Consider the following 20,751-nt stretch of genomic DNA (forward strand, 5'->3'; position numbering starts at 1 on the left):
ACCTTAAAATGGTTACAAAGAGAATTAAATATGTAAGTCATAATATTTTGAACAACTTGTTGATTGCCCCAAGAAAAGCAGGCAAAAAAGCACTTTGCAATTAGTAAGACAATGGTCGCGACCTGATCATAGAATGCTATGGCGCGTTTTAAGGCATATCTACAACGACCTTCCATAACTTAAACAGCTAAAAGGGCATGCAGGATAAGCAATCATTTATCGCTTAATATAAAATTGACGTACCCACTAGAAAGCAACCTTTTGTGATTTTTTTCGATAGCACGCTATACTTTTAGCACTCCAAACCCTAGGCCCTAAAATCAGTATAGACTATGAAGGTTGTTTTAAAATTAGCTACACAATATCACTTCTGCTTTTATTGTTTTATTTAGTTATGGTTTACCAACTCGAATCCATCTTGTAACAACGTTCTTGAATCGCCCCCTACAAAAACATGAAACTCGCCCGGCTCTGCTTCCCATTTTTTGTTTGCGGTATAGAATTTAAGCAACTCGACATTTATAGTAAAGCTTACTTTTTTAGTTTCCCCAGGGTCTAACGAAATCATTTCAAACCCTTTCAACTCTAAAACAGGGCGTGTTCTACTTCCAACCAAATCCCTTATATAAAGTTGAACAACTTCTTTTCCACTGTATTTCCCAATGTTAGTCACGTTTATTGATACTATTAAGGTTTCATGGCTTGACATGGTTTTTTTATCTAATTGCAAATCTGCATAATTAAAAGATGTATAGCTTAAGCCATAACCAAAAGGATACAGCGCATCTTTTGGCGTGTCGGTGTGATGAGAATAAGTTACATGCCCATTACCAGCAGAAGGACGTCCTGTGTTTTTCTGATTATAGTACAAGGGCTCTTGACCAACAGCTCTTGGAAACGAAACAGGCAATTTACCAGAAGGGTTGTAATCTCCAAACAACACATCTGCGATAGCATGTCCTGATTGCGATCCTAATTGCCATACTTCCAATATTCCGGGAATGTTTTTATCGGCCCAATTTAACTCCATTGGTCGACCATTCATTAAAACCAATACAATGTTTTTATTAACTTTATAAACCGCTTCTATCAATTCTTGTTGAACACCAGAAAAACCAATATCGGTCTGGCTACGCCCTTCTCCAGATTGAAAAGCATCTTCACCAAGAACCATAACCACCACCTCGGCTTTTTTGGCAATATTGATGGCTTTAGAAAATCCAGACTTATCTGTTGTATTAATTTGTAGAGGCAGTAAAAACGAACGCTCACCAACACCTAAATCTGCACCTTTTTCAAAAGTTAATTTGGTAGATTTTGACACCGCATCTTGTATGCCCTCATAAACAGAAACGGCAGAATTTTTTTCAGCTTGAGCTCGCCAATTGCCTATTGGCGTATCTTTATCATCTGCTAAAGGCCCAATAACGGCAATACTTTTAGCGGCTTTGCTTAAGGGTAAAATATTGTTCTCATTTTTCAATAATACAATCGATTTTTTTGCAATATCTCTTGCTATATTTTGGTTTTCAACAGTAAAAACTTCATTTTTTTCTCTTTCAGCATCGGCATATCTATAAGGATCATCAAATAAGCCTAACTGAAATTTAACGCGTAAAATTCGTCTTACTGCATCATCAATCAATGCCACGTCCACTTTCTTCTCTTTTACTAAAGGCTCTAGACCTTCTTCATATGCATGGCCCTCCATATCCATATCACTTCCAGCTTCAATAGCAATTTGAGCGGCTTGAACTTTGTCTTTAGCATAGCCGTGCACCATCATTTCTGTAATGGACGCCCAATCGGAAACGACAAAACCTTTCCAGTTCCAATCGCCTTTTAGTATATCTCTTTGCAAGTAACGACTCCCCGTTGCGGGCACACCATCTATTTCGTTAAAGGCATTCATAAAGGTGGCAACACCTGCATCTGCAGCTGCTTTAAATGGCGGCAAAACTATATTATGCAATTCAGATTCGCCTATGTTTACAGTATTATAATCTCTACCCGCTTCGCCAAAACCATATGCAGCGAAGTGCTTGGCACATGCAGCAATAGTGTACGCTTTTGATAAATCGTCGCCCTGAAACCCTCTTACTCGAGCTTCTGCAATTCTACTGCCCAAAAACGGGTCTTCCCCGGAACTTTCCATAATACGCCCCCAACGCGCATCTCTAGAAATATCTATCATGGGCGCAAAAGTCCAATGCAAACCTGAAGCAGAGGCTTCACGTGCTGCGATTTCTGCACTTTTTTTTATGGCTTCCAAATCCCAACTAGCACTTTCCCCTAATGGTATTGGAAACATGGTTTTGTAACCATGTATCACATCATACCCAAAAAGCAATGGAATTTTTAACCTTGAATTTTCCATAACGATAGTTTGTACTTTTCTGGTATCCTCAACCGATAGCACATTAAGCATAGAACCAACGCCCCCATTCTTTAGTAATTCTGGTAATTGATTATTTTTAGATTCTGATAGAATACCTGTAATTTCAGCGCCTCCCGTATATTGGTTCATTTGACCAATCTTTTCCTTTAAAGTCATTAGTGACAGAACCGAGTCTACTTTTCTTTCTATAACGCTTTCCTTTAACGCTGTTTGTCCTTCACAAATTAAAACACTGAGCACTGCAATAACCGCTACACATAGGTTTTTTTGTTTTTTATTCATTTTCATTATATTTTAGTTTTTTTTGATAAGCGCTCCATAATCAATCACCATACTTGAAGTATTGAGCATTTAAATTTATAGTGCCTCCTGCCCCCAGCCTTACTACAATTTAACATGAAAAACCTTTATTATTAAAAGCCTTGCCTGAAAGCTTCCTACTACTAACACGTAAGTATATTATAGCGTTCAGTATAAAAATAACACTTTATTCGATTCAAACCACAGAATAAGGGTAAAATATTACAGTTTAACTACTGATAAACACCTTTTTACGTTTAACAAGTGCTTGAGGGGCGTTTATACCTGTTTCAGTATTGCAGTATAACTCATTATACAAACAAGCTTTCCTTTACGAATTTAACTTATAAGCGTATAAACATTTACTTAAAATCAAATTTTCTATATAATCCCTATATACACTGTAACTTTTTGAGGATTGCTTACAGAGAAAAGAAAGAAGCAGGTGCCAATAGATATATTTTTATGGGCGTTAAAAACTTCAACCCGTTCTTAAATTATTAAAAAGAAGGTTTTACATAGTTTAAAATCCTTTGAAACCACTTTAGAAAGGCCAGACATGTAAACTGCTCCTATTTAAACTTACAATAATATTTACTTAGGCAGGAGTTTAGTAATAACATACAATACCCACACTAAAAAGCATAAAAAAAACCTCCAATGTCTTTAAACAAAGGAGGTCTAGTACTGAAGACGGGACTTGAACCCGTACGTCCTAATGGACATTGGATTTTAAGTCCAACGTGTCTACCAATTCCACCACTTCAGCGTCCCGATGTGAAAACACATCGCTTGGTATATTTAAAATAAAGTTTCAGAGCGAAAGACGGGATTTGAACCCGCGACCTCCACCTTGGCAAGGTGATGCTCTACCCCTGAGCTACTTTCGCAATTTATGTTGAACGTTCCCGCTTGATACAGGATTACAATATTGCTATTGCGGTTGCAAATTTAAAATATTTATACTAATTCCAAAGCCTTTTTACGAAATAAATTTAATTATTTTTAAGACCCTTTTTTCTTGACCAACATACGCTTGATTTCGTTAAGTTTCATGAGCGCTTCAACAGGCGTAAGTGTATCAATATCAAGATGTAATATTTCATCTTTAATATTTTCAAGTAAAGGATCATCTAAATTAAAAAAACTAAGCTGCATATCATCTTGCATAGATTTCACCTTATCGGTAAGCTCTTCACTCGAATGCGATTTTTCTAAACGCTTTAAAATAGCATTGGCGCGGCGTAAAACTTGCTGGGGCATTCCAGCCATTTTCGCAACGTGAATACCAAAACTATGCGCACTGCCCCCTTCTACCAATTTGCGTAAAAACAATACATTGTCTTTTAATTCTTTTACAGACACATTAAAATTCTTAACGCGCTCAAAGGTTTCTGCCATTTCGTTTAACTCATGGTAATGGGTAGCAAATAAGGTTTTCGGTTTCGCAGGATGCTCGTGTAGATACTCACTAATGGCCCAAGCTATGGAGATACCATCATAAGTACTCGTGCCACGCCCAATTTCATCGAGCAGCACCAAACTCCTTTCTGAAATATTATTTAAAATGGATGCAGTTTCATTCATTTCTACCATAAAAGTAGATTCTCCCATAGAAATATTGTCACTTGCCCCTACCCGTGTAAATATTTTATCTACTAAACCAATTCGAGCGGACTCTGCCGGAACGAAACTCCCCATCTGGGCCAAAAGTACAATGAGCGCTGTTTGCCTTAAAATAGCCGATTTACCCGACATATTAGGCCCCGTAATCATAATAATCTGTTGGTGCGATCGGTCTAAAAACACAGTATTGGCAATATAAGCTTCGCCTATAGGCAATTGTTTTTCGATAACAGGATGGCGCCCCTCCTTAATATCCAAATCGAATGAATCTTCCATTTCAGGATAGATATAATGATTATCGGTTGCCAATTGCGCAAAACCACACAAACAATCTAACTGCCCAATTAAGAATGCATTTTGCTGTATAGGTTTTATATATTGATTTAACCACACGACCAAGTCTGAGAACAATTGCTGTTCAATGGCTTGAATCCGGTCTTCGGCCCCTAAAATCTTAGCCTCATATTCTTTTAATTCTTCGGTTATATAACGCTCTGCACTAACTAGTGTCTGTTTTCTTATCCATTCTTCAGGCACTTTATCTTTATGTGTATTGCGGACTTCAATATAGTATCCAAACACATTATTGGACGCTATCTTAAGCGATGTAATGCCAGTGCGTTCACTTTCGCGTTCAAGCATGCTATCGAGGTAATTCTTTCCAGACTTAGACAAGCCTCGCAACTCATCCAGTTCTGAAGAAAAACCAACAGCAATAGTATTTCCTTTCAGCACGTTTACTGGCGCATCTTCATTTAGGGTGTCCTTAATTTTGGTGCGTAACACTTCGCAATGTTGCAGATTATCTCCAATAATTTTTAAAGACTCGTTGCTACATTGGGATGCCACTGCTTTTATGGGCACAATGGCCTCTAAAGAGTTTTTAAGCTGGATAACCTCGCGCGGATTTACTTTTCCCGTTGCAACCTTAGATATCAACCGCTCTAAATCGCCAATATGCTTAATGTGGTTTTGGATGTTCTGTAAAACACTGCCCTCTTTTGTTAAAAAACTAACAACTTCATGACGTTGCTTTATTTTTTCAATATTTTTTAAAGGCAATGCCAACCAGCGTTTTAGCAAACGCCCACCCATAGGCGATATGGTTTTATCAATCACGTTTAAAAGCGTAACAGCATTGTTATTTGTAGAGTTATAAAGCTCTAGATTCCGAATGGTAAACTTATCCATCCATACATAATCATCTTCGGCAATTCTAGAAATAGACGTAATATGCTGTAATTTATGATGCTGTGTTTCCCCTAAATAGTGAAGAATAGATCCCGATGCAATAACCCCTTCATGCAGTTCTTCAACCCCAAAGCCTTTCAATGTTTTTGTATTAAAATGCTTGATTAAGGTTTCATTAGCATAATCGGCCTGATAGACCCAATCTTCCATATAAAACGTGTAAAAATCGTCACCAAACGTCTCTTTAAAAAGGGATCGCTTCTGTTTAGAAACCAATACTTCACTCGGACTAAAGTTCTGGAGCAACTTATCGATATACTCCGCATTGCCCTGCGAAGTTAAAAACTCTCCTGTAGAAATATCCAAAAAAGCAATACCAATATATTTCTTATCAAAATATACAGAACATAAGAAATTATTTGATTTTGATACCAACACCTCATCATTAAAAGCCACACCCGGAGTTACCAGTTCTGTAACGCCACGTTTTACAATGTTCTTGGTCTGTTTTGGATCTTCTAATTGATCGCAAATAGCCACACGTTGCCCTGCTTTTACCAATTTTGGCAAATATGTGTTTATAGAATGATGTGGAAATCCTGCCAAAGCCGTCTCACTGTCGCTCCCTGCACCGCGTTTGGTTAATGTTATACCTAGAATTCTAGCTGTTTTTACAGCGTCTTCACCAAAAGTTTCATAAAAATCGCCTACACGGAATAACAATAAAGCATCTGGATACTTGGCCTTAATGGTGTTATACTGAGCCATTAAAGGCGTTTCTTTTTTTAATTTTTTAGCCAATGGTAAAATGGTTTTTAAGTATTATTTTTGCGAATAATGCAAGATTGCTAATGTACGGCATTTTGATCTTTTCTAAAATGGAAGTAATGGAAGTTATTTACATTTCAGTGGAGATTTCAACAATATAGTGCTTTTGCAAGTAAAGGGCAACTCCTGTTTGCTTAACAACAAACATTATCGATGTCCATTCAAACGCAAAAAAAAACCAAAAAACAAACCACTTCATGCGTAAACTAAAAAATAGCGAATTAGACCGATTGAGCGTAGATGATTTCAAAGAGGCCCAAAAAACGCCCATTATTATTGTGCTGGACAATATTAGAAGTCTTAATAATATTGGCTCTGTTTTTAGAACGAGTGATGCCTTTTTAATTGAAAAGATTTATTTATGTGGCATTACAGCAAAACCGCCCCATAAAGACATACACAAAACCGCTTTAGGCAGCACCGACACAGTGCTCTGGGAATATGCTGAACAGACTATCGATGTTCTTGAAAAATTAAAATCTAAAAACACCAAAATATGCGCTATCGAACAAGCCGAACATGCCACAATGTTAAATGATTTTAAAGTAGAACCGCATACCACATACGTTCTTGTGTTTGGTAATGAAGTAAAAGGTGTCTCTCAAAACGCTGTAAATGCCAGCGATGTGGTTATTGAAATCCCACAATTTGGCACAAAACACTCTTTAAATATTTCGGTAAGTTGTGGTGTAGTGGTTTGGGATATTTTTAATAAACTATCAGAAAACCTCAAGTAGTTGACAAAAAAAACAAAACAACCATGGCCTACCAAAGCGGTAATGGAACAAATCTATGATTTGAAACTTTGGGGAGGAAAAGACTTCGACTTTTATTCTGGAACAGGTTCTCATACCCCTGATATTGTAATCCCATACACCAACGCTTTAATTGCATTTTTAAAAAAACACAGCAAACCTTTAATTGTTTGCGACTTAGGCTGCGGCGATTTTAATATCGGGAAACACCTTGCTAAATACGCTAAAAAATATATAGCGATAGATATTGTGGAGCACCTTATCAAAAGAAATAAAGCGCTATATACTGAAGACCATCTAGAATTTCACTGTTTGGATATTGCTAAAGACGAAATCCCTCCAGCAGATTGTCTTATAATTCGCCAAGTATTACAACATTTATCTAATGCAGAAGTACAAAGTGTGATAAACAAAATAGCGCCTTATAAATACATTGTTTTAACCGAACATGTACCCTTAGGCCATTTTACACCAAACCAAGACATTATTTCCGGACAAGGTATTAGGCTAAAACAAAACAGCGGCATCAATTTATTAAAACCCCCTTTTAATTTTAAAATAAAGGAAGAAACAATTCTTGAAGAACATTTTCTAGAAGACAACAAAGGACGCCTCTTAACAACATTATACAAAACTGTATAAAAATTGACACCGCTTCAATTGCGATACAACACCCCTTATTAAAACCACTACAAATGCGTTTTTATGTAAAATTAACTTGATTCTAAAATTAGAAAATTCTAAATTCGTTTATCGCAATTCATTCCGCATTACATAAGGTTTCAAAAGAAAGATTAAAAAATTACTTTTCTTAACATCCAAAAGATATTAGAACAGACCAGCGTATTTAGACATTCATGCCCATGACTACAACAAAAAACCAAGTAGGCCGAACATCATTGCTCATTTCAATTGCAGGCTTAATAATTGTTCAAGCCCTTATTTATATAGGCTATTTAGAAAACCCATATTGGCATATTCTTTTAGCTGGATTTGAAGCGGCAACTATAGGCGGTTTTGCAGATTGGTTTGCTGTACGGGCCTTGTTTCACGAAATCCCCATTCCTGTTATTAGAAAACACACCAATATTATAGTAAGGAACAGAGATAAATTAACAGAGGGCGTTATTGATTTAGTTACCAATAAATGGCTATCTCCAGAGATAATTAATGAAAAGCTATCCGATGTTCACATTGTTGAAAATTTGGTAAAGACATTAAAAGAACCTCAAAACCTTATAAAAATTGTCGGTTTTATAAAAAAAATAAGCACCCGTTTAGCCTCTAACATAGACACCCCAGAGGTTACCAAAATACTTCAAACCCTATTAGAACAGCAAATTAAAGGCATTGATCTAGCAACACCGCTAGGCGAGTGGTTAAAAAAATCTGTTAACAAAGGCGACCACAAGGCGCTTTGGGATTTAGTATTGGATTCTGCAGGAAAAACCATTAATGATGATTCTACGCGCACAACTCTCTTAACTCTAATTGAGAGCCAAATGAAAGAATATAAAGATGAAGGATTCTGGAAACGGATTATCATAAAATTCGCAGTAGGCGTTGGAGGTGTCGATAACCAATCTATCGTAGATAAAATTATTAATTCGATGAATGATTTTATAAAAGAGACCAAAGAAAATCCTAATCATGCTGTACGTATAAAGTTTGATAAAAGTATTCTAGATTTTGCTCAAAATCTTATTGATAGAGATGAAGATGCCGTAAAAACCGTTAAAGCTCTACAGGACAAGCTCGTAGACAACTCAGATGCCAAACACCTGATACAAGGTCTTTTAAACAATTTTAAAACTTCAATTATAAAGCAATTAGAAGAAAACGACACGCCGTTTATTCATTTTATTAAGCAAAATGTTGAAAAACTTTTAAATGAACTGGAAGAAGACCAGGCTTTGCAGCAAAAAACAGACAAATGGATTAAAGATAGTATTGAACATTTAATTACTAAATATCACCATGAAATTGGAGAAATGGTTAGAATGAGCTTATCTAAATTAAATAATTTTGAATTAGTAAACCAAATCGAAGAAAAAGTTGGAAATGACCTGCAGTATATCAGACTAAACGGGGCCGTTGTTGGTGGATTTATAGGAATAATGATTTACTTAATCCGAGTACTTCTGTTACAATAGCAATACACATCATAAAAAACACGTTGTTTTTAAACTATTCTGAACAGTAGCTCATCTTAAACATTTAACGTTTTTGAGTTTAAAACAAAAGAGCAGTGTTTAGCTAAAAACACTGCTCTTTACAAACTACTACCAAACTAAACTAATATCCTGCGTTTTGATCTGCTTGATTAATTAAAGTGTTTCTACTTATTTCATTAGCAGGTATTGGATAAACTTTATTTTTAGATGTGTAACCAAAGCCAGAAAGTTCTGTATCTGCCAACCCCCATCGTACTAAATCCCAAAACCGCTGACCTTCAAATGCTAATTCCAATTGACGCTCTAAAACAATAGCATCAAAAAGGCTAGCTCCTGTAGCGGTTACATCTGAAAGATTAGCTCTATTTCTCACTTTATTCAATTCTATTAAAGCTTTGGGGTCTTCATTATTTTTATGGTAGGCCTCTGCCGCCATTAACAATACATCTGCATACCTTAACAACCTCCAGTTAATACCATAGTTTAATTCGTTTGTTGGGCCTGCGGTATCTTCAGGTCTTGTAGTGTATTTTAGCCTAACATACCCTTCATAATCATGAATTCCAGCATCTGGAGGATTTACAGCACCTCCAGCCGCTATCAAATCGGCTTCAGAAATCAACGTGGCATTTTTACGAGTCACATCACCAGCACTGTCGAAAGCATTACCGATTTTAGAAGTAGGTAAGTTAAACCCCCATCCATTTGCAAGGCCAATAGCCGCTACATCAAAAATCCCATCACCTCTAGGCCCCATGAGCTGGGCATGAATATTGCTCTCTGGACGCCCTCCCCAAGGGAAATTCCCCCAATCGTAAGACTCTGTACTTACATAGTTTAACTCTATTAATGATTCAATACCATTTTCTGAGCTAGCGTTCCAAACATTTTTAAAGTCTGGTTCTAAATCAAAAGCACCAGACGCAATCACGTTCTCAAACTCAAGTGCAGCTAAATCATATTTTTCTTGGAATAAATATACTTTTCCTAAAACGGCTTTAGCAGCTTCTTTTGAAATTCTAAAAGGCTGAGCAATGGCCGCCCTAACAGGCAAGCCATCGATAGCCACCCCTAAATCATCTTCTATTTGCTCATATACTTTACTTTTAGGACTTCTTGCCAATGCAAACTCACCTATAGACTGTGGTGTTGTTATTCTTAAAGGCACATCTCCAAACAGCGTTACTAATTCAAAATAACTATACGCTCTTAAAAATTTGGCTTCAGCAATAAATTTATCTTTTGTGCTCAACTCTGAAACCTCTAGTTTTTCAATCAAAACATTGGCCAAACCTATTGTCTTATAGAATCCTTCCCAAACTCCAGTAATAACCGTGTTATCTGATACGTGTTGAAAATCATCAATTTGCTGAAGAGCGGGTTGATCTCCCACAGTACTTCCCGCATTGGCATGATCTCCAGGTAAAACTTTGATAAAAAAAGCACTGTTCCAATCTCTATTATAATTCCATGCCATAAGATCGTAAATCCCAAAAATAACAGATTCTGCTTCAGCGTCAGTTGTTAAAAAATCCGCTTCATTAACCTTACCTATAGGGTCTACTTCTGTAAAATCACTGCTACAGGAGGTATAATTAAAAATAATTAATATCCCTAGTGTTACAATTTTTATATATTTTTTCATGTTCTAAAATTTAATTTTAAGATTATAGATTTACAGATAAGCCAAATATTATCTTACCTGGAATTGGGTATACACCACGATCGATACCTTGACCCGAATTAAAAGTACTTCCTGCTTCAGGGTCTAGACCTTCGTATTTAGTAAACGTAAAATAATCTTCAACAGAAATCGAAACCCGCAAACGATCCAGTTTTATTTTTTCTAAAATTTCTGAAGGCAGCGAATAACCTATTTGAATTTGTTTAATTCGCATATACGAGCCATCACCCACCATTAAATCACTTCTATACAAGTAATCACTACTAACATCGGCCTTAGGATATGACGCATTACTTCCAGCACCCGTCCATCTTCCTTCATATAAAAATGCAGGTTTATTAGAGTACGGCCTATCTGTTCTGTTCCATAACATGTATATTTCATTGCCTTGTGTGCCTTGAAAATTCACATTAAAATCGAAATCTTTATAGCCTAAGTTAATTTGGCCTCCATATAAAATATCGGGATGCGGATCGCCAATATTAGTAATATCATTAGGGGTGATATCGCCACTGCCATCTACATCCACTATAATAGGGGCTCCTGTAGCATCATCTATACCATTGGTTTTATACCCTCTATAATACCAAATAGGCTCTCCTTTTTCAAAACGAGTAGTATCGAAACCTCTAACGTTTACACCATCTATTGGAGAATCTACGGCTAGATCTGTTACTTCATTTTTAAGTGTAGATAAGTTTAAGTTGATGCCATAAGAGAAGTCTCCCGTTTTATTATTGTAGCCCAATTCAAACTCCCATCCTTTATTAGAGACAGTACCCCCGTTAAAATTACCAAATTCTCGACCTACAGATAAAGGAATTAAACCATTACCGCTTACAATTAAATCTTTTGTTTTTTTATCGTAATAATCCGTAGAAAACGTAAGCCTTCCTTTAAACGCTCTTAAATCCATACCAATATCTAACTGCTCAGACGTTTCCCAAGTTAAATCGGCATTAGGGATACCTCCAGCTTCATAACCGGGCAAAAAGCCACCGTTACCATCGGGTATTTTAATACCTGCACTGGTGAAGAACTGCAAGTCTTCATTCCCGTATAAATTTTGATCACTACCTACTTGCCCCCAACTTCCGCGAAATTTTAAATAATCTATTTTTGAAGTATTGCCCCAGAAATTTTCTTTAGAAATTACCCAACCTGCAGATAAAGAAGGAAAGTAAGCCGCTTTATTAGCATCGGAGAATGCACTTGACACATCATAGCGCAAGGTACCCTCTAAGAGATATTTTTCATCGTACCCATACGAGAACCTTCCAAATGTGGATCTTTTTCTTCTTTCCACATAAGTTCCTCCTGTTTTATCCAAGTCGTCATCTTGAGAAAAATCATGATACGCATAATTTCCTGCTTGCTTAGGCATTGGCCCAGAGAAGAGATAGAAATTGGGTGCTTGATATTTTTCGGCAGAAACACCTAACAACAGGGTATAATCATGCTTTTTATAGGTATTGCTATACGTTGCAAAGTTATCCCACAACCAAGAGCTGTTCTTTCTAATATTATCATCAATAGTTGCTAATGCATTTTGTCGTTCTGAAGACACATAGTAAACCGGATTCCAATTATGCTCCACAGAATAGTTTACATCTACCCCAAATCTGGAAGTTATCACTAAACCTTCAAAAGGCGTAACATTGGCGTAAAATGAACCTAATATCTTATCGGTTTTAATGTTTCTGTTTTGAAGAGTCAACATGGCTACGGGATTTGCAATTTCTCCTGTTACGTAAGCAGGCAAACCATAGTAGTCGCCATTTTTATCAGATAGAATAGTATACCCCTGATTAACCAAATCGGTCACTTTATTTGGTGTTCCATCGGTATAAGTTACAGGCGTTAAAGGATCCATTAACAAGGCATTATTTAACACACTTCGATACTCATCATCTTCCGTAATAATATCTCTACTCGTATTAGAGTAAGTTAGGTTATTCCCCACTTCCAACCATTTATTTATTTGATGCTTAGAATTTAATCGCGCCGTATACCGTTTAAAATTAGCGCGATCTCCGCCCACAATCCCATCTTGGTTGGTGTATGAGCCAGATAAGAGATAACTAGATTTTTCTGAACCTCCGGCGAAACTTAAATGGTGTTTTTCTACCCATGCATTTTCAAACACTTCGTTTAACCAATTTGTATTGATCCCATTTGAAGGAATATTTTGCACACCAGCTTCGTTTAGATAAGTTCTATACTGCGACTCGTCCATCAACTCCATCTTGGTGCGCTCAGATTGATAACCAAATTGAGAGTTATAAGAGATTACCGGTTTATCGTAATTCTTTCCAGATTTTGTAGTAATTAATACCACACCATTTGCGCCCTCTGTACCATAAATAGCAGAAGATGCAGCGTCTTTTAAAATTTCTATAGATTGGATGTCCCCACCATCAATATTATCAATACTACTTGTTTTCATACCGTCTACTATATATATAGGATCGGAATTCCCATTAGAACCTGTTCCTCTAATTCTAATTTTAGAACCAGCTCCAGGCGATCCCGAATTACTTAAAACAGAAATACCAGAAACTTTTCCTTGTATGGCCTGCTCTACCCTTGTAGACGCATTATTTTGAATATCATCGGCCTTTATACTGGAAATAGCGCCCGTTACTAAGCTTTTCTTTTGCGTACCGTACCCTACAACAATGATCTCATCTAATTGACTAGCATCTTCAACTAAAATAAAGTTAATAACGGTTTGGTTGTTTACAGGCATTTCTTTTGCTGCGTAGCCCACAAAACTCACTTTAAGTGTGGCATTAGAAACCACATTCTCTAATGTAAATTTACCATCAAAATCAGTCGTTGCACCCTGACTAGTGCCTTTCACAATAACAGATGCCCCAGGTAATGGCCCATTAGCATCAGACACTGTTCCTGTTATATTTTGCGCTTGCGCATAGTAGCAAAACGAAGATAATACAAGGAATAAAATGTTTCTTAAACTTTGAATTTTCATAAATATTTAGTTTTTTTATGTTCATTAGCATACTCAATACATTTAAAGTTTTGTTTGAGTATCTTTACAAAGCTATGCAACATGTTAAATAATTGTTAATATAAAATTGTCATTTATTAGTATTTTTATTACATACCAAACAACAAAAACATCATGTCTCAAAATGCTCATAGAGAAATCACCCGATTAATACCAGAGGATAGCTTTTTGGTTGAAGAGCGGGTAAAAGACGACTTTGACTTTCCTATTCATTTTCATCCAGAGTACGAATTAAACTTTATTTATAGAGGAAAAGGGGTTAGAAGGATTATTGGCGATAGCACAGAAAACATCGACGATCTAGAACTCGTACTTATAGGCCCGAACATAGTACATGGCTGGGAACTCCATCAATGCACCTGCAAGGAGATTTACGAAATAACCATTCATATCCATGATGACCTATTAAATGAAAAAACCTTGTCCCGTAGAATTTTTAAACCTATAAAAGACATGTTTAATAGATCTAAGCATGGGATTTTGTTTTCAAAAGGAACCACAATTACATTAATGCCCCGATTAATGACGCTCACTAAAATTAGTGGCATTCCATATTACCTTGAGTTTATTTCTATTTTGGACGAATTGGCTAATTCTGAAGGGCAAAGAATGCTTTCTAACTCTTCTGTAGCGCAATTGGATTTTCATAATAGTGATAAAATCAAAAAGGTTTATGAGTACATTCAAGAGAATTTCAACAAAACCATCACTTTAAGTGAAATTTCTGAACTGGTAAATATGAGCCCTGTTTCATTTAATAGATTTATAAAAAAACGAACAGGAAAAACATTTATTTCTTACATAAATAGCACTAGAATAAGCTTTGCTACAAGATGGCTTTTAGAAACCGATCAAAGTATTGGAGACATTAGCTTTAAATGCGGCTTTAACAATGTTGCTAATTTTAACAGACTTTTTAAAAAAGCAAAAAACTGCACTCCGAAAGAGTTTAGAAATGAATTTGTAGGCACAAAAAGAGTTTTATAAAAAAACCTCAACACCCAGTATTGAGGTTTTAAAAGCAAATGAAATTATCTGTTCTATCCCATAGTAACGACTACATCATGCGTTTTTCCTTTTTCAAGAACCGGAATAACGGTAGTATTTAACACACTCCCATTCACTAAAATCTGCTTAACGCCTTTACTTACATGGTCTGGATTTTTTACTTCTATATTATAAGTAGCACCCCTAAAAACTCTTTTCATTTTAAAGCCATCCCATTTTTTAGGAATACAAGGCTGTATTAAAAGTCCGTTGTAATCCGGTTTCACCCCTAAAATATATTGTGTAATGGCATAAAAGTTCCAAGAGGCTGTTCCAGATAGCCAAGAGTTCTTAGCTTCTCCAGGTTTAAAGGCCTCTTTACCAGCAATCATTTGGCAATACACATAAGGCTCTACTTTATGCAATTCTGAAATATCTTCTAAAAAACTAGGCGCAATTTTAGAATAATACTCATAAGCTTCGTCACCACGACCTAGTATGGTTTCACCAATCATAATCCAAGGGTTGTTGTGGCAAAAAATCCCTCCATTTTCTTTATAGCCCGCAGGGTAAGTTGATATTTCCCCATATTCAATATAATATTTTGTAAATGCAGGACTGTTTAACACAATGCCATACTTGCAGTCCAAATGTTTTTTTACAGCGTTTAGGGATTTTTCCACCATACCGTCTTCCATTCCTATTTCGGCCATCGTGCACCAACCTTGTGATTCTATAAAGATTTTCCCCTCTTCATTAGTATTAGACCCCACTTTATTTCCATAATAATCATAGGCACGTAAATACCACTCGCCGTCCCAACCGTCTTTTTTCACAGCCTCAATCATATTATCTATATGAATTTGCGCGTTATCAGCTTCCGTAGTTTCACCTATTTGATTACATAATTTCACAAATTCTTTTCCATAAACAACAAAAAGGCCGGCTATCATTAAACTCTCTGCTTTTCCATCTTTTTTATTCCCTGTGGTTTGAAAGGATTCATTAGGATCTTTAGAAAAACAATTTAAATTTAAACAATCATTCCAATCGGCTCTTCCTATTAATGGTAAGTTATGCGGCCCTAAATTATTAACAACATGGTAAAACGAGGCTTTTAAGTGCTCAAAATGTGGCTTTGCTCGGGCAACATCATTATCAAAAGGTACAAGTTCCTCTAACAACGAAAAATCTCCAGTTTCTTTAATATACTCTGTAGTGGACAGTATCAACCATAAAGGATCATCGTTAAAGTTGCCACCTAAAACTGCATTTCCTTTTTTTGTTAAAGGTTGGTATTGATGATAACAAGAGCCATCTTCAAATTGTGTAGAAGCGATATCCACGATACGTTCACGGGCACGTTCTGGAATTTGATGCACAAAGCCAATTAAATCTTGATTGGAGTCTCTAAAGCCCATGCCTCGTCCAATTCCCGATTCAAAAAATGAAGCAGATCGAGACATGTTAAACGTTACCATACACTGGTACTGGTTCCAGATGTTCACCATTCTATCTAGTTTTTCTTCACCAGATTGAATGTTAATTTTACCTAATAAATTATCCCAATAGGCGCTTAGCGCATTAAATGCTGCAGTTACTTTTTCTACAGTATCAAATGTCGCAATCATGTCTTTTGCAGGCTTTTTATTGATTACAGATTTGCTTTCCCATTTATCATCTTCTTCTACCTCAACATAACCCAACATAAAAACATAATCCTTTTCTTCTCCAGGTTGAAGCTCTACTTCAATATAGTGCGAAGCCACCGGAGACCATCCATGGGCTTCGGTGTTTTTAGATTTTCCATCAGCAACCACATCAGGCGCATCAAACCCATTATAAAGACCAAGAAAAGATTCTCTATCCGTATCAAAGCCACTTATTTTTGTGTTAACAGAATAAAAGGCATAATGGTTTCGTCTTTCTTTAAATTCGGTTTTATGGTAAATTACAGCATCTTCAATTTCCACTTCTCCCGTATTAAAATTTCGTTGAAAATTTGTCATATCATCTTCGGCATTCCACAAACACCATTCAATGAAAGAGAATAATTTTAACTTTTTCACTTTTGAACTGGTGTTTTTAATAGTCACTTTCTGAATTTCCCCCCAAAAACCAAGCGGTATAAACTGAAGCACTTTGGCTTGGACGCCATTTTTAGAACTATTAAATTTAGTATAACTCATACCATGGCGGCACTCGTAACTATCTAACTCGGTTTTTACAGGTTTCCACCCTGGGCACCAAGTTGTTTCTTCATCTTTAATATAAAAATATTTCCCCCCATCGTCTGTAGGGACATTATTATACCTATAACGTGTTAATCTTCTAAATTTGGCATCTTTATAAAAAGTATATCCTCCAGAAGTGTTTGAGGTTAGAGAGAAGAAATCTTCATTGCCAAGGTAATTGATCCACGGGTAAGGTGTTTTAGCATTTGTAATTACGTATTCTCTGTTGTCATCATCAAAATGGCCGTATGTCATGTGTGAAATTTTAGTTTTAATATTTTATTCTCTTAGTCTGCGAGTATTTAGCTCCAATGTAATCTCATTTATTTTTTCTTGAGTTAAGGGGTAAAACACCATCAAGCTCGCTGCAATTATGGTAATGAGCAATGGTATCCAACTCATCAGCATGACAATTCCTGGAATAGCACCTTGAATGGCTACAGCATCTTGCCCGCTGTAATTAAAAGCTCCCAAAACAAAACCAATAATGGCACCAGCAATACCGCCTCCAAATTTGGTAGCAAATGATCCTGCCGAGTATATAAGGCCCGTGGCCCGTCGTGAATTTTTAAATTCTGAATAATCTGCAGCATCGGCCAACATAACAAAAAACAAAGTCGCAAATATGGCAGAAGCCCATTCAGAAAGCATGCCTAACAGGAATATGATTTCGATATCACCTGGTCCACAAAAAAACAACAAAGCGTTTACGCTCCCTGAAAACAGTAAGGCAGAGATAAAGACGTTCTTCTTGCCGAAGCGTTTTCCTAATGGGGCCGTTATCATAGCACCTGCTATAGATGCAAGCATAAGACCGATTAAAAAAGAAGCTGCTAATATCTGGTTATTCAAATAATGTGAAAAATAGATAATAACAATGCCTTGCTTTATAGAATTATAAACATTGAACAACAATCCAACTCCTAATAAAATTAACCAAGGTTTGTTTGATAATAAATCCTTAAAATCTTGTTTTAAATTGTTTTTTTGAGTTTTTGGAGGCAAAACACGTTCTTTAGTGGTGTAAAATGTAATAAACATAAACAAGGTCAAGAATACAGACATGAGGTATATCGAGTTGCTATACCCCCGTTTTTGATCTATAATTGAAAAAGAGGCGCTCGTTAAATCACTTTCGCCTGTAACCAAAAAAGCATATTTTTCGTTAGCCTGAACTGAAAAACTTTTTTTGTTTGAAGCTGTAGAATCTTGTTTTTTTTGAGAAGCATCTGCCCACGAAAACAAGGCAATTCCATCTTTGGTTTTAATGTTTACGCTCTCTACATCGCGGGGAACGGATACTTCAACACGATAGATATCGTTTTCCAATGGATTAAGGCTAATATCGGGATTTACATTTCCAAAATACATAACCAAAAACAGGAGCGCACCCTGTACAAACATACCCCCACCAAAAGCACCCACCATTCTATAAGACCCTAAAGAGGTTCGCTCTTTATCATCACCCGTCATAACGGCCATAAGCGCGCCGTAGGGAATATTATTGGCCGTATAAATTAAGGTAAAAAGGATATACGTAATGTAGGCGTATATAACTTTTCCTGTAGCACTTAAATCTGGACTAGTAAACAATAAAGATAGAATAACCCCCAAGGGAATGGCTGTCCATAAAATCCAAGGACGGAACTTACCGTATTTCGATTTGGTTCTATCGCCAATAATCCCCATTAAGACATCGCTAATCCCATCGCTAAAACGCGCGACTAAAAACAGCACGCCTACGGTTACTGGACTTAGCCCAAATACATCGGTATAAAATATAAACAAAAAAGTAGCGACACCTCTCCACGCTATATTTGCGGCTCCGTCACCTAGGGCATATCCTATTTTTTCTGAAATCAACAGTCTGTAGTTCTTCAACAAAAGTGGTTTTTTTATTCAAACCAAAATTAGAAAAACCTTACATACAGAGTTAAACCTTTTTTGTCATTTATGCATTCAATTAGATCATAAAAACTATTTACAGCACAAATTAAATAATCCATTTAAAAATTAGCATAATAGATGCATTAAACCCTCAATTCTTGAGTTCACCAATTATGGCGCGCCTTAACGAAACAATAGAAACCCGGTTTTTCATAACAAGACGGGGCTTTGTAGGACAAAGCGGCCTTAGGCAGTTCCCTAGATCAAAATACTCGTCTATAAATCATTCCTAAACCTACTCTTTGCTCACTTCTTCTAAAATCCACAAGTAATCTGCACGATTCGCTACGAAATCCCTATTCGAAATATCAATAATTTTTATATTAAAATCGGTTTGGGTTTTTAAAAACTCTAAATATCCTGCATTTATTTTTTCCAAATAATCAGTGTCGATATTTTTTTCGTAATCGCGACCACGCTTTTTAATGTTTTCTTGAAGCCGTAAGGTGTCTTGGTGTAAATAAATGTACAGGTCTGGTTTTCGTAAATCTTTATACATCAAATAAAACAGCTTTCGGTATAAAGCAAACTCATCCTTATTTAAAGTGATTTTAGAAAAAATAAGCGACTTAAAGACATCATAATCACTTATAACAAAATCCTTAAACAAATCAAGTTGAGATAAATCATCCGAAATTTGTTGATAGCGGTCTGCTAAAAAAGACATCTCTAGAGCAAAGGCGTACCGTTCGGCATCTTCATAAAATTTTGGCAGAAACGCGTTATCAGCAAAGCGTTCTAAAATGAGCTTAGCATTAAAATCATGCGCTATTTTTGTTGCTAAACTGGTTTTTCCAGCGCCAATATTGCCTTCTATAGCGATATAATCATATTTTGAAAGATCAAAAGCTTTACTTGGATTTTTTAACCAAATATTGATAGGCTCTAAAAGCGATGCGTCTTCACACGCCTTCAGTAAAACCGACACCTCTTTACCGTATTTTGGATGCTTAACTTTAGAAGCAATATCATGAAGAGGGAGCAACACAAATTTACGTTTGTGCATTTCAGGGTGTGGTACTTGGAGGGTTTGGCTGTCTATACATTGGTTTTCGACAAAAATGATATCCAAATCTATAATTCGAGCCTCGTAACCCTCTTTTTTTGTACGAGTGCGCCCTAAAACGATTTCAATATCCAGTAACTGCTCTAGCACGTTTTGGGGCTGTAAATCGCTTTCAAGAATCAAACAACAATTAAAAAAATCATCACCATCAAAACCCAGTGCAGGCGATTTATAAACTTTAGAAATAAGTTTAACTGTGCCAATACGCACGTAAATAGCGTCAATGGCATCTTGCAGATTCTTAAATTTATCGCCTTTATTGCTGCCCAAAGCAATATAAAATGTGGTAGGTTGCATCATAAGTACGGAACTCTGCAGCAAAATAACTAAAACAATTTTTAATCCTATAAGTTTAAAGAACCTATTTATGCACAAATTTTAATCTCCCTAAGGTTTTAAAGCTGCTATAGAAGCGGTCTACATCCTATTAAATATAGAGAAAACAACTTTTTTAAGCTTAACTCACTTTTTAGACAACCATAATTCCACCATATTGGTTAAAATTTTATTAATCTTTTTCGTTAATTAGC

11 protein-coding genes and 2 tRNA genes are annotated in these 20,751 nt (G+C 36.2%); 4 read left to right on the forward strand and 9 right to left on the reverse strand.

The genetic code is table 11. The annotated features are described in order from the left end of the window. Nucleotides 1-388: 388 nt before the first annotated feature. From bglX to mutS, 4 genes are all read right to left on the reverse strand, one after another. Nucleotides 389-2,680 (reverse strand): beta-glucosidase BglX, encoded by a 2,292-nt coding sequence (gene bglX / locus ACFFU9_RS05440; RefSeq protein WP_379860381.1) that lies wholly within the window; start codon nt 2,678-2,680, stop codon nt 389-391. A 703-nt stretch (nt 2,681-3,383) separates the two neighbouring features. Beyond that, nucleotides 3,384-3,467 (reverse strand) — tRNA-Leu (locus tag ACFFU9_RS05445). 49 nt (nt 3,468-3,516) lie between these two features. Further along, nucleotides 3,517-3,588 (reverse strand) — tRNA-Gly (locus ACFFU9_RS05450). Nucleotides 3,589-3,703: 115 nt separating this feature from the next. Continuing rightward, entirely contained in the window at nt 3,704-6,316 is a 2,613-nt protein-coding gene (mutS, locus tag ACFFU9_RS05455; RefSeq protein WP_379860382.1) for a DNA mismatch repair protein MutS, read from the reverse strand. Nucleotides 6,317-6,540: 224 nt separating this feature from the next. Between mutS and ACFFU9_RS05460 the strand changes: the two genes are divergently transcribed. From ACFFU9_RS05460 to ACFFU9_RS05470, 3 genes are all read left to right on the forward strand, one after another. After that, complete coding sequence (locus ACFFU9_RS05460; RefSeq protein WP_379860383.1) at nt 6,541-7,080, forward strand: RNA methyltransferase; 540 nt, start codon at nt 6,541-6,543, stop codon at nt 7,078-7,080. After that, nucleotides 7,081-7,740, forward strand: coding sequence for a class I SAM-dependent methyltransferase (locus ACFFU9_RS05465; protein ID WP_379860384.1), 660 nt, complete (start codon nt 7,081-7,083; stop codon nt 7,738-7,740). A 221-nt stretch (nt 7,741-7,961) separates the two neighbouring features. After that, a complete protein-coding gene (locus ACFFU9_RS05470; RefSeq protein WP_379860385.1) occupies nt 7,962-9,251 on the forward strand; it encodes a DUF445 domain-containing protein in 1,290 nt (429 codons plus the stop codon). Between the two features lie 142 nt (nt 9,252-9,393). Here the strand turns inward: ACFFU9_RS05470 and ACFFU9_RS05475 are convergent, their stop codons facing one another. Both ACFFU9_RS05475 and ACFFU9_RS05480 read right to left on the reverse strand, forming a co-directional pair. Continuing rightward, nucleotides 9,394-10,917 carry a RagB/SusD family nutrient uptake outer membrane protein gene (locus tag ACFFU9_RS05475; RefSeq protein WP_379860386.1) on the reverse strand — a complete coding sequence of 508 codons (1,524 nt, stop codon included), beginning with the start codon at nt 10,915-10,917 and terminating at the stop codon, nt 9,394-9,396. A 22-nt stretch (nt 10,918-10,939) separates the two neighbouring features. Beyond that, a complete protein-coding gene (locus ACFFU9_RS05480) occupies nt 10,940-13,948 on the reverse strand; it encodes a SusC/RagA family TonB-linked outer membrane protein (RefSeq protein ID WP_379860387.1) in 3,009 nt (1,002 codons plus the stop codon). A 153-nt stretch (nt 13,949-14,101) separates the two neighbouring features. Here ACFFU9_RS05480 and ACFFU9_RS05485 point away from each other — a divergent pair, with 153 nt between their 5' ends. Further along, a complete protein-coding gene (locus ACFFU9_RS05485; RefSeq protein ID WP_379860388.1) occupies nt 14,102-14,974 on the forward strand; it encodes a helix-turn-helix domain-containing protein in 873 nt (290 codons plus the stop codon). 53 nt (nt 14,975-15,027) lie between these two features. On the opposite strand, the gene ACFFU9_RS05490 is transcribed toward ACFFU9_RS05485, so the two are convergent. From ACFFU9_RS05490 to folK, 3 genes are all read right to left on the reverse strand, one after another. Further along, the gene (locus tag ACFFU9_RS05490) at nt 15,028-17,463 is read right to left on the reverse strand and encodes a glycoside hydrolase family 94 protein (protein WP_379860389.1); all 2,436 of its coding nucleotides are present in this window, start codon (nt 17,461-17,463) and stop codon (nt 15,028-15,030) included. 24 nt (nt 17,464-17,487) lie between these two features. Further along, nucleotides 17,488-19,089: an MFS transporter gene (locus ACFFU9_RS05495; protein ID WP_379860390.1), complete on the reverse strand. Its 1,602-nt coding sequence runs from the start codon at nt 19,087-19,089 to the stop codon at nt 17,488-17,490. 301 nt (nt 19,090-19,390) lie between these two features. Beyond that, the gene (gene folK / locus ACFFU9_RS05500) at nt 19,391-20,521 is read right to left on the reverse strand and encodes a 2-amino-4-hydroxy-6-hydroxymethyldihydropteridine diphosphokinase (RefSeq protein WP_379860391.1); all 1,131 of its coding nucleotides are present in this window, start codon (nt 20,519-20,521) and stop codon (nt 19,391-19,393) included. Nucleotides 20,522-20,751 lie beyond the last annotated feature (230 nt).

The sequence above is a fragment of the Mariniflexile ostreae genome, assembly GCF_042427585.1.
Taxonomy (GTDB): Bacteria; Bacteroidota; Bacteroidia; order Flavobacteriales; family Flavobacteriaceae; genus Pseudalgibacter; species Pseudalgibacter ostreae.

Bases quoted from the DNA above. Each gene is read 5' to 3' on its own strand.
- ACFFU9_RS05490 (WP_379860389.1), bottom strand. From the start codon at position 17,463: ATGACATACGGCCATTTTGATGATGACAACAGAGAATACGTAATTACA.
- folK (WP_379860391.1), bottom strand. From the start codon at position 20,521: ATGATGCAACCTACCACATTTTATATTGCTTTGGGCAGCAATAAAGGC.
- ACFFU9_RS05470 (WP_379860385.1), top strand. From the start codon at position 7,962: ATGACTACAACAAAAAACCAAGTAGGCCGAACATCATTGCTCATTTCA.
- ACFFU9_RS05480 (WP_379860387.1), bottom strand. From the start codon at position 13,948: ATGAAAATTCAAAGTTTAAGAAACATTTTATTCCTTGTATTATCTTCG.
- ACFFU9_RS05475 (WP_379860386.1), bottom strand. From the start codon at position 10,917: ATGAAAAAATATATAAAAATTGTAACACTAGGGATATTAATTATTTTT.
- bglX (WP_379860381.1), bottom strand. From the start codon at position 2,680: ATGAATAAAAAACAAAAAAACCTATGTGTAGCGGTTATTGCAGTGCTC.
- ACFFU9_RS05460 (WP_379860383.1), top strand. From the start codon at position 6,541: ATGCGTAAACTAAAAAATAGCGAATTAGACCGATTGAGCGTAGATGAT.
- ACFFU9_RS05485 (WP_379860388.1), top strand. From the start codon at position 14,102: ATGTCTCAAAATGCTCATAGAGAAATCACCCGATTAATACCAGAGGAT.